Raw genomic sequence first — 9,528 nt, forward strand, 5'->3', positions numbered from 1 at the left:
TCATGTGACACACCTTTTCTGGGAATTTACTGTTGAGATACGCCCTTTCAACCATGGCGAGGTTCACCGGGACCGTCAAGTCCGCGAACCCTAATGGACTCAACGAATATTCAAACCATGAAAGAGGCACCACAGCCGCAGGTCGAGGTGGCGTTGGGGTTCTGGACCAGAAAACTGGCACCGGCAAGGCCTTCCTCGTAGTCCACCGTGGAGCCCACCAGGTACTGATAGGAGAGGGGATCGACGACCAGGGCAACCTCTCCGAAGGGGATCAGCGTATCGTCTTCGGCCACTTCTTCAGCGAAATCGAAGCCATACTGGAAGCCTGAGCAGCCGCCACCGGTTACATAGACGCGCAGTTTCAGGCCCGATGAGTCTTCCTCGCCGATAAGCGTCCGCAGACGCGCCCGGGCGTTGTCGGAAAGCATCAATGGCGTGGGAACAAAGGATTCAGCAAGGCTCATAGGAGAGCTCCCTCGAGGGAAATGACACGATTCGTCCAGTGATTATCCACAATCCCGAGCAAAAGAGTCAACTTTATACCGGCACGATCCGTCAAGGCATCATGGCCGGGGCCTCGAGGCCGGCATTTTCCGCGAAGTCGAACATCAGGTTGAGATTCTGGATGGCCTGCCCGGAGGCGCCCTTCACCAGGTTGTCGATTACCGACAGTACGACGACGGTATCACCCTTGCCTGGCCGGTGAACGGCCAGGCGGCAGAGGTTGGCGCCCTTGACGCTGCGTGTTTCCGGGTGGCTTCCCGCCGGCATGACATCGACGAATGGCTCGTTGGAGAAGCGGTTTTCGAAGAGGGTCTGGAGATCGCCAGGCTGTGCCGTCAGACGCCCGTAGAGGGTGGCATGGATTCCGCGGATCATCGGCGTCAGGTGGGGGACGAAGGTCAGTCCCACCGGCTGGTTGGCTGCATCACCGAGGCCTTGGCGAATCTCCGGAAGGTGACGATGACCAGCGGCACCATAGGCCTTCATGGATTCACTGGCCTCGGCCATCAGGGAGGGTACCTTGGCCGAGCGCCCTGCCCCGGTGACCCCCGACTTGCAGTCGGCAATTACGTGCGCCACGTCGATCAGACCGGCCTCCAGGAGGGGTATGAGGCCGAGTTGGACAGCGGTGGGGTAGCAACCCGGCACGGCGACCAGGCGGGCCTGGCGAATCTTGTCGCGATGCATCTCGGGCAGGCCATAGACGACCTCATGGAGAAGCTGTGGGGCCCCATGAGGCTGCCCGTACCATTCGGCCCATTCCTCGGCGTCGCGCAGGCGAAAGTCTGCCGACAGGTCAATGACCCGGGTACCCTTGTCGAGCAGTTCGCCCGCCAGGGCGTGCGCCACGCCATGGGGGGTAGCGAAGAAGACGGCATCACAGCGTCCCAGGCGGTCGGCATCGGGTGCCGAGAACGCCAGATCATCGTAGTGGCCGCGCAGGTTGGGGTACATCTCACCGACGCCCATGCCTGCCTCAGAGCGCGAGGTGATGGCCTCGACATGCACTTCGGGATGACGGGCCAGCAGCCGCAGCAGTTCAACGCCGGTGTATCCGGTACCGCCGACGATTCCGACCTTGATCACGATGGACTCCTTTCTGACAGCCGGGTGTTGGGAAATGGGGTACCCGGCGTGTGTGCGAAGATTCGGGACCTCTCATGACGGTTATGATACACAAGAGGAATGGGCCCTACCCAGGGCATCTGCTTGAATCGCATGAACAGGAATGTCCCAGTGCCGCGTTTTAGCCTGCCCGATCTTAGTCTGGACGCCTTTCGACGCCAGCTGGCCAATGTCGATGCTCTCCCCCAGTTGTGTGTACTGGGTGTCGTCTCTGGAGTGATCACCGGAGGACTGATGGTTGGTTTTCGCCTCTTGATCGACCTGGGTGCCCTGGTCTTCATGCCCGAGGCGGACCCGGAAGCCTTTGAGGGGCTTTCCCCGGTCGTGCGCACCCTCATGCCGCTTCTTGCCGTGGCCTTCATCGGTATCCTGCTGTGGCGTCAGTCTCCAGCGGCACGCAAGCTCGGCGTCGGCCACGTCATCGAGCGATTGACCTATCACCAAGGGCGCTTCCCCTTGCGTAACTGGCTGAATCAGTGGTGGGTCGGGGTCATGTCGGTGCTCGGCGGTCTCTCGGCCGGCCGTGAGGGACCCGCGATCCATCTGGGCGCGGCAGCCTCCAGTGGCCTGGGCCAGAAGCTTCGGTTACCCCACAACAGCCTCAGGGTTCTGGTGGCCTGCGGTACCGCGGCAGGGATCTCGGCCTCCTTCAACACGCCCATTGCCGGGGTCATCTTCGCCATGGAAGTGGTGATCATGGAATACACCATTGCGGGCTTCATGCCGGTGATCCTGGCTTCCACCATGGGGGCTCTGGTGGCTCAACTGGTCTATGGGGGGGAGCCCGCCTTCCAGGTGCCCACCCTGAGCCTCGGGTCGATGACCAACCTGCCCTGGATTCTGGTGACCGCCTTGTTGATCGGCCTGATGGCGGGTCTGTTCATCCATGTGGCCAAGAATTCGAGGATCACCGAACGTCCTCTCTGGTTGCGCTTGTCGCTGGTGGCCGTCTGTACAGCCGCGGTAGCCTGGTGGTATCCCGAGGCTCAGGGGATCGGCTACGACAGCCTGGCGGCTTCGCTCAACGGCGAACTGGCGATCGATGTCCTGCTGGTGTTGGTGGTGGCAAAACTCTTGCTCACGGCGATCACCGTGGCCAGCGGGATTCCGATCGGCATCATCGGCCCCGTCCTTGTGATGGGCGCCGCGGCCGGAGCCTTGATGGGCATGGCGGGTGCCTGGTTGTGGCCGGACAATTCCGCCGACCCGGGTCTCTATGCCATGCTCGGCATGGCGGCGATGATGGGCGCGGTACTGCAGGCCCCCCTCGCCGCCCTGATGGCCCTTCTCGAGCTGACCCACAATCCCAACATCATTCTTCCGGGGATGCTGGCGGTGGTGGTCTCCTGCCTCACCTCACGGCAACTCTGTCGTTGCGATGGTTTCTTCATCAGCACTACACGCCATGGCCTGCATCCCCTTCAGCAGCCATTGATGCAGGCCCTGTCTCGGGTGTCGGTGCCTGCGGTGATGGAACGTAGCCTGGTCAGGACCTATCGAATGGTGTCACGGGATCAGGCCCGTTCGTTGCTGGAGGGCAATCCGGTCTGGGTATTGATCGAGCGATCCACCGACGACAAGCCGACTCTCGCCCTCAAGGCGGCCGACCTGGCGCGCTGGTTGATCGAGCACGCTGAGCCGAAGGATGGGAATTCCAGCGAACTCATAGACTTGCTGGAGATTCCGGGACTGCGCCTGGACATGGCCCCGATTCACCTGCAGGCGACACTTTCCGAGGCCCTTGCACGACTCAACGATAAGGCAGTCGATGCGCTCTATGTCGAGCACGGTAACCGGCCGAAGCAGAAGCGGATTTCCGGTATCATCACGCGTGGTGCCATCGAGCGCTATTATCGTTTCGATTCATCGTCATCCTGAGGAGTTTCCATGTATCCATGGATCAAGGCCTTGCATCTCATCGCCATGGTCACCTGGTTCGCCGCCCTGTTCTACTTGCCGCGGCTCTATGTCTACCATGCCATCGCCCGTGACCACGACGAGCCGCAGGCCATCGCGCATTTCAAGGTCATGGAGCGCAAGCTCTATCGCGGGATCATGACCCCTTCGATGATCGCAGTACTGCTTTTCGGTGGAGCTCTGCTGGTGCTGAGTCCGGGCTGGCTGGCCCAGGGATGGATTCATGCCAAGCTGCTGCTGGTTGCCCTGCTGGTGGGCTATCATCATCTCTGTCTGATCTATCTGAGGCAGTTTGCCGAGGACCGGTGCCGACGGGGGCATCTGTTCTTTCGCTGGTTCAATGAATTACCGGTGATTGCGCTATTGGTGATCGTGTTCCTCGCCGTCCTCAAGCCGTTCTGATGGCGATGTCCTCTCCGATGGTGCCGCATCTCCCGGTGGTACTGGTATTGTCCGGCCACGATCCCACCGGGGGGGCGGGCCTGGTGGCCGATTCCGAAGCGATCGCCGCCAATGGTGGCTGGGCGCTGACCATACCCACGGCTTGGACGGTGCAGAATTGCCGGGATGTCAGCGAGGTGATACCCATGGATCCGGATGCCATGCGCCGCATGGCGCTGGCTCTGGATGATTTCGATATCGCCGCCATCAAGGTCGGGCTGGTGGCCAGTCCGGCGACTCTGGATGCCGTAACGGATATCGTGCGGCGACTGCCCGGTGTTCCCCTGGTGCTGGATCCGGTGCTCAGGGCCGGTGGCGGCAGTGAGTTATCCACATCCGAACTGGTGGATGGCTTGCGGGAAAGACTGCTGCCCCTGGTGGATATCCTGACCCCCAACCGGCAGGAACTGTCACGTTTGACCCCGGGCCTGGAGGGGGATGATACCCGTCGTGCCGTGGAACTGATGACTCTGGGTTGCCAGGCCATTCTGGTGACCGGCACCGATGATCCGATCGATCGGGTGCCCCAGGATTGGGTGCAGCATACCCTGCATGCACCGGATCTGAGTCGCCAGTGGTCCTGGCCGAGGCTCGAGGGCCAGTTTCACGGTTCTGGGTGCACCCTGGCGGCGGCCCTGGCGGCGAGGCTCGGTGCCAGTGAATCACTGGCTGCCGCCTGCGAGCAGGCCCAGGCCTTTACCTGGGAATCCCTCGCTCATGGCTGGCAACCGGGGGAGGCTCAGATCCTGCCGCGTCGACTGTGGCGATTGGCGGTTACGCCAGGGATGGTCGATGGCGTGCCGCCATCATGACACCAGGGCTTTTCATCCTCGAGATGAGCACAGAGAATGAATCGAGTGTTTCGGGGATAAGGGGTTCATTCACCGTTTTTCCACCAGTCGTCTGCAGTTTATCCAGAGAATTATCCACAGGCTCGCCCCTGCGGGCTGAAACCATCAAAGACCTCGTGAGGTAGACATGACCACATCTGCACAGCTCTTCGAACAGGCCTGTCGCCATATTCCCGGCGGGGTCAATTCTCCGGTTCGTGCCTTCAAGGGCATGGAGCGTCCGCCGGTGTTCATGGAGCGTGCCCAGGGGCCCTATCTGTTCGATGTCGAAGGCAAGCGGTATGTGGATTATGTCGGCTCCTGGGGACCCATGATCACCGGCCATGCCGATCCCGATGTTCTCATGGCGGTACGCGAGCGGCTCGACAATGGCCTGTCCTTCGGGACACCCACCGCCATCGAGACGACCATGGCGGACCTCGTCTGCGAGTTGATACCCACCCTCGAGATGGTGCGCATGACCAGCTCCGGTACCGAGGCCACCATGTCCGCCATTCGTCTGGCACGGGGCGTCACCGGGCGGGACAAGATCGTCAAGTTCGAGGGTAACTACCATGGCCACTCCGATTCGCTGCTGGTCAAGGCCGGCTCGGGGGCCCTCACCCATGGTGAGCCGAGTTCTCCCGGGGTACCGGCGGCCCTGGCCGAGCATACGATCACCCTGCCCTACAATGATATCGACGCCGTGGAGCAGTGCTTCGAGTCGATCGGCAGTGAGATCGCCTGCATTATCGTCGAGCCGGTGGCCGGCAACATGAACTGCATCCCACCCCAGCCGGGCTTTCTGGAGTGCCTGAGAAAGGTCTGCGATGTCCATGACAGTGTGCTGATCTTCGACGAGGTCATGACCGGTTTTCGTGTGGCACTGGGGGGCGCTCAGGCTCATTATGGCGTGAAGCCCGACCTCACCTGCCTGGGCAAGATCGTCGGAGGCGGCATGCCGGTAGGCGCCTTCGGTGGCAGCGAGACCCTCATGTCCAATATCTCGCCTCTGGGGCCCATCTACCACGCCGGGACCCTGTCCGGAAATCCGCTGGCCATGGCCGCCGGGGTGGCGCTTCTCACCAAGCTCAAGGAGCCCGGCTTTCACAACGCCCTGGCTCAACGAGTCGATACCCTCTGCCATGGGCTCAAGGAGCGTGCCGATGCCGCCGGTGTGGACATGATCACGCAGAGTGCCGGCGGCATGTTCGGTCTCTTCTTCACCCGACAGAGCCGGGTCGATAACTTCGGCCAGGCCACCGCCTGTGACGCCCGGGCCTTCCGCCGATTCTTCTGTGCAATGCTCGACGAGGGTGTCTACCTGGCGCCTTCGGCCTTCGAGGCGGGTTTCATGTCCAGCGCCCACCGACCCGAGGACATCCAGTTGACGCTGGATGCCTCCGAAAAGGCCTTCGCGAAGATGTCGATGCAGGCATGATCTTTCAATGACCCGGATCCCGGTGATCCCCAGCGCCAGGATAGATGACATGAGCCAGACAACGGGCAATCCTTCCCCCCCTAACCAGGCGTCTCTGGAGTTGGATGCCCTGGTGGATCAACTAGTCGCCTATCATGGCGAGGAAGTGTCTCCGGCCTCACCGGCGGATGCCGGCGTTCGAGCTGTCCGCAGGCTGGCGGAGGCAAAGATGGACGCTATTCGGCATCGTCTGGAAGGGGACGAGGATCTTCAGCGCCTGGCACATCTTGGTCGTTGGCTCGAGCAGGACATCGAGCGTATAAGCCCGGTATTCGAGGCACGCCATGCGCGGCTTGTGCCGAGCTGGGCTCTCGATCACCCGAATAGCCGACTCCACCATCAGGGTCGGCTGCTGTTGAGCAATGCCATCGGTCGTGACCTCGAGGCTCCTCATGTCGATGACCCTCTCGACCCGGCCTGTGATCTGGCTTCACTCCTGGTGGGTCTGGAGAGCAGGCATGAGGAAGGCTTGGCACACCAGGTCCTGGATCGTTACCTGAGCCTTTCCGGTGACTATGAGATTACCCGGTTGCTGTCGCTGTTTCGGGTCTGCCATGCCCTATCCGGTGCTCGTCGCTCCCTCGAGCGTCGCTCCTTGGCCGGAAAGGATCTCGAACATCCTGCACTGCTGGCCGAGATCATGGCGGAATGCCGTCGCTTCCTGGCTCTTGCGGAAGTGCATGCCGATTTTCGCTTCCCGCCGCTGGTCATCAGCGTCGGCGTGTCAGGCAGTGGCAAGAGTCGTTTCACGCGTGGCCTGGTGGAAGGTCTGGGTGCTGTACGGCTGTGTTCCGATGTTGAGCGTCGCCGCCTGGTCGATACGGATGCCGATGGCAGGGCGGACCTCTTCTACGACGAGGCCACGCATCACACCTATCAGCGGTTGGCCAGCCTGGCGGGCATCCTGCTGGATGCGGGCCTGGTAGCCTGCGTGGATGGGACCTTTCTCAGGCGCTGGCAGCGTGACCTGCTGCGTCAACAGGCCGAGGCGCGAGGCCTTCCGTGCCTACTGGTCAGTTTCGAGGCGGATCACGCCACCCTGAAGGGTCGGATCGAGACCCTGGCAGGCCTGATCCGCGATCATGTCGGGGTGTGACGTCCCTGACTCCCGAATCAACAACAGGAAATGCTGACATATGACCCTCACCCCTCTGGTGCTGGCCAGCGGTAATGCAGGCAAGCTGCGCGAGTTTCATCAGCTGCTTGCTCCCCTGGACCTGGATGTCAGGCCCCAGGCGGACTTTTGGGTCGCTGATGTGGAGGAAACCGGCCTGACCTTTGTCGAGAATGCCCTGATCAAGGCCCGCGAGGCGAGTCGGGTGAGCGGCCTGGCGGCCCTGGCCGATGATTCCGGCCTCGAGGTCGATGCCTTGAAGGGGGCGCCGGGTATCTTCTCCGCGCGCTATGCCGGTGAGCCAAAGAGCGACGAACGCAACAACGCCAGGCTCCTGAACGACTTGATCGACGTACCCGAGGGCAGTCGTTCGGGTCGCTACTGGTGTGTGCTGGTCTATCTGCGTCATACTGATGACCCGGTACCACTCATCGTGCAGCGCAGTTGGGAGGGGGAAATTCTCGCCCACCCTCGTGGCGACGGCGGGTTCGGCTATGATCCCGTGTTCTGGCTCCCCGACCAGGCCAGAAGCGCGGCCGAGCTTTCTGCACAAGAAAAGAACCATTTCAGTCATCGAGGCCGGGCCCTGCGTGCACTTGTGGAGGCGTTGGCCGAGCAGCCGGGCGGGTCATGATGGGTCATCAGCTCTCCCATGATGCGTCGCTCCCCCCTCTGTCGCTCTATATCCATGTGCCCTGGTGCGTGCGCAAGTGCCCCTACTGTGACTTCAATTCCCATGGGGTGGGAGCCGGTGCCGCCCTGCCCGAGGAGGACTATCTCCAGGCCTTGATCGCCGACCTCGATGCGGAGCTTCCCCTGGTCCAGGGACGCGAAGTGATCAGTGTCTTCATCGGAGGTGGCACGCCCAGCCTGATGTCGGCGGATTTCTACGCCCGCTTCTTCGATGCTCTTGCCCGTCGTGTGTCCCTGTCAGGTGATGTCGAGATCACCCTGGAAGCCAATCCCGGTACCCTGGAAAGGGGGCGTTTCGCGGGCTACCGGCGAGCGGGTATCAACAGGCTTTCCCTGGGAGTGCAGAGCTTCCAGGACGCTCAGCTTGCCGCCCTCGGTCGTATCCATTCCGGCGATGATGCACTGCGCGCCGTGGAAGAGGCGCGCAGTGCGGGGTTCGACAATATCAACCTCGACCTCATGCACGGGCTACCCGGGCAGACACCGGCACTGGCACTGGCCGATATCGAACAGGCGCTTTCCCTGGCGCCGGAACACCTCTCCTGGTACCAACTTACGCTGGAACCCAACACCGAGTTCTTCTCGGATCCGCCGGTCCTGCCCGCGGAGGAATCCCTCTGGGATATCCAGGACCTCGGACATGCCCGGCTGGAAGAGGCCGGCCTTAGGCGTTACGAGATCTCGGCCTATGCACACGGGGGGCGACGTTCCCGCCACAACCTGAACTACTGGTCCTTCGGCGATTACCTGGGAATCGGTGCCGGTGCCCATGGCAAGCTGAGTCGAGTCGGCCGCGATGGCGTCATGGCCATGGAACGACGCTGGAAGGTTCGCCAGCCCGAGACCTATCTGCGGCGCATGGCGGATCCCAGGGGCTTCGCCGCGGGCCGCCGTCTGATAGATTCACGGGAATTGCCTCTTGAGTTCGCCATGAATGCTTTGCGGCTGGTGGAGGGGGTTCCCCTTTCGCTGTGGTCGCAGAATACCGGCCGCGAGGTTTCCCTGCTCCATGACCGTCTGGGAGGTGCCAGAAATAAAGGACTTCTTGTGGAAGATGTCGACAGGCTGCAGGCATCCCCTCAGGGTCTGCTATTCTTGAATGATCTTCTGTCACTGATTTCTGAATCCGGGGACAGCCAAGGATGACTCAACTGACTTCAGGAGTTTGACACAATGATCAAATCACTTCGCCTTGCCGTTCCCTTTGCGGCTGCCGTTCTGCTGGCTGGCTGTGCCACGGATCCCTATGGTAACCAGACCCAGCGGTCTTCCACCATGACCGGGGCCGGTGTCGGTGCCGCCCTGGGTGCGGCCGCCGGCGCACTGAGCGGTGACGGCAGTACCAGTCGCCGTGATCGTGCCCTGATCGGTGCCGCCGTGGGCGCTGCCGCGGGTGCCGGTGTCGGTGCCTACATGGATCGCCA

At 62.0% G+C, this 9,528-nt stretch carries 10 protein-coding genes; 8 read left to right on the forward strand and 2 right to left on the reverse strand.

Annotated elements, in window-relative coordinates; all coding sequences use genetic code 11:
- Positions 1-110 precede the first annotated feature (110 nt).
- The gene (erpA, locus tag ACESMD_RS08770; protein ID WP_372612297.1) at positions 111-464 is read right to left on the reverse strand and encodes an iron-sulfur cluster insertion protein ErpA; all 354 of its coding nucleotides are present in this window, start codon (positions 462-464) and stop codon (positions 111-113) included.
- A 91-nt stretch (positions 465-555) separates the two neighbouring features.
- Entirely contained in the window at positions 556-1,590 is a 1,035-nt protein-coding gene (argC, locus tag ACESMD_RS08775) for an N-acetyl-gamma-glutamyl-phosphate reductase (RefSeq protein ID WP_372612299.1), read from the reverse strand.
- A gap of 150 nt (positions 1,591-1,740) precedes the next feature.
- On the opposite strand from argC, the gene ACESMD_RS08780 reads away from it, so the two are divergent.
- From ACESMD_RS08780 to ACESMD_RS08815, 8 genes are all read left to right on the forward strand, one after another.
- Positions 1,741-3,507, forward strand: a complete 1,767-nt coding sequence (locus ACESMD_RS08780) for a chloride channel protein (protein ID WP_372612301.1) — start codon at positions 1,741-1,743, stop codon at positions 3,505-3,507.
- A gap of 9 nt (positions 3,508-3,516) precedes the next feature.
- A complete protein-coding gene (hemJ, locus tag ACESMD_RS08785; protein ID WP_372612303.1) occupies positions 3,517-3,948 on the forward strand; it encodes a protoporphyrinogen oxidase HemJ in 432 nt (143 codons plus the stop codon).
- A gap of 17 nt (positions 3,949-3,965) precedes the next feature.
- Positions 3,966-4,799 (forward strand): hydroxymethylpyrimidine/phosphomethylpyrimidine kinase, encoded by an 834-nt coding sequence (locus tag ACESMD_RS08790; RefSeq protein WP_372612305.1) that lies wholly within the window; start codon positions 3,966-3,968, stop codon positions 4,797-4,799.
- 166 nt (positions 4,800-4,965) lie between these two features.
- Positions 4,966-6,258 carry a glutamate-1-semialdehyde 2,1-aminomutase gene (hemL, locus tag ACESMD_RS08795; RefSeq protein WP_372612307.1) on the forward strand — a complete coding sequence of 431 codons (1,293 nt, stop codon included), beginning with the start codon at positions 4,966-4,968 and terminating at the stop codon, positions 6,256-6,258.
- Between the two features lie 49 nt (positions 6,259-6,307).
- Positions 6,308-7,393 carry an AAA family ATPase gene (locus tag ACESMD_RS08800; protein WP_372612309.1) on the forward strand — a complete coding sequence of 362 codons (1,086 nt, stop codon included), beginning with the start codon at positions 6,308-6,310 and terminating at the stop codon, positions 7,391-7,393.
- Positions 7,394-7,433: 40 nt separating this feature from the next.
- Positions 7,434-8,045, forward strand: coding sequence for an RdgB/HAM1 family non-canonical purine NTP pyrophosphatase (gene rdgB, locus ACESMD_RS08805; protein ID WP_372612311.1), 612 nt, complete (start codon positions 7,434-7,436; stop codon positions 8,043-8,045).
- Positions 8,042-9,250 (forward strand): radical SAM family heme chaperone HemW, encoded by a 1,209-nt coding sequence (gene hemW / locus ACESMD_RS08810; RefSeq protein WP_372612313.1) that lies wholly within the window; start codon positions 8,042-8,044, stop codon positions 9,248-9,250. The genes rdgB and hemW overlap by 4 nt, the downstream gene beginning before the upstream one ends.
- Positions 9,251-9,277: 27 nt before the next feature.
- Positions 9,278-9,528: YMGG-like glycine zipper-containing protein (locus tag ACESMD_RS08815; protein WP_372612315.1), on the forward strand; the 251-nt coding region annotated here is incomplete at its 3' end.

Origin of the sequence: Halomonas sp. (assembly GCF_041689495.1) — a bacterium.
Taxonomy (GTDB): domain Bacteria; phylum Pseudomonadota; class Gammaproteobacteria; order Pseudomonadales; family Halomonadaceae; genus Halomonas.